2 protein-coding genes are annotated in these 891 nt (G+C 60.3%); both read left to right on the forward strand.

Annotated features, from left to right (window positions below; genetic code table 11):
• Nucleotides 1-231: ABC transporter permease subunit (locus AWB67_RS38700; protein WP_125477905.1), on the forward strand; the 231-nt coding region annotated here is incomplete at its 5' end.
• 27 nt (nucleotides 232-258) lie between these two features.
• The coding region (locus AWB67_RS38705) for a glutaredoxin family protein (RefSeq protein WP_087660930.1) at nucleotides 259-891 on the forward strand (633 nt) is incomplete at its 3' end.

An 891-nucleotide genomic window follows, 5' to 3' on the forward strand; every position in this document is an offset into this window, starting at 1 on the left:
GTGCCAGAGGTCCTGGCGGGCTTGCGCATCGGCTTTTCGCTGACCCTGCTCGGCACGCTGATCGGCGAGATGTTCGCGTCGCAAAGCGGTATCGGACACATGCTGATGATCGCGATGGGCCGCAACGACTCGCAGACCATCATGGCGCTCGCAAGTCTCCTGTTCATCTTCGCGACCGCCGTGAATCTCGCGCTGTTGAACTGGCATCAACGCCTGATCAAGGCTTCCTGACCGACACGCTCATCCTGGAGAAAGACAATGACCGAGGCACTGACGGCCGCGCGCATCAAGGTATTCTGGCAACCGGGATGTTCGTCGTGCCTGCGCACGAAAGAGTTTCTGACGGACCAGGGTATCGAGTTTGAGTCGCTGGACGTTCATAACGATCCGGCCGCACGCGCTCAACTGGTGGAACTTGGCGCGCGCAGCGTCCCGGTGGTATCGATCGGGAAGCGCTATACGTTTTGCCAGTCGATCAACGACGTCATCAAATTCCTCGATCTGAAAACCCGCGTGATGGACCCGCTTCCGCCCGCAGAACTCGTCGCGAAGCTCGACTTGCTGATGGGCGCCAACGCCCGCTACGTGCGTCAGTTCACACGCGAGCAACTCAGGACGCCTTTTCGCAACCGCAACCGGACGCCGGCGGGACTTGCGTTTCACATGTTCCGCGTCGCCGAGATGGGGATGGAGGCGGCGCAAGGCATTGCGTTGCGCTTCGAATCGTTCGATGAACTTCCGCCCGATGACTGGAGCGGCGAGGACATCGCAAGATGGGGCGAGGACGTGCGAGCGCAGTTCATGGCATGGTGGGAAATGCAGAAGGATCAGGGCACCGATTTCACGGTGCAGACCTACTACGGCGTGCGGCCATTTCACGAAGTCCTCGAA

Origin of the sequence: Caballeronia terrestris (genome assembly GCF_001544515.1) — a bacterium.
GTDB classification, from domain to species: Bacteria; Pseudomonadota; Gammaproteobacteria; order Burkholderiales; family Burkholderiaceae; genus Caballeronia; species Caballeronia terrestris.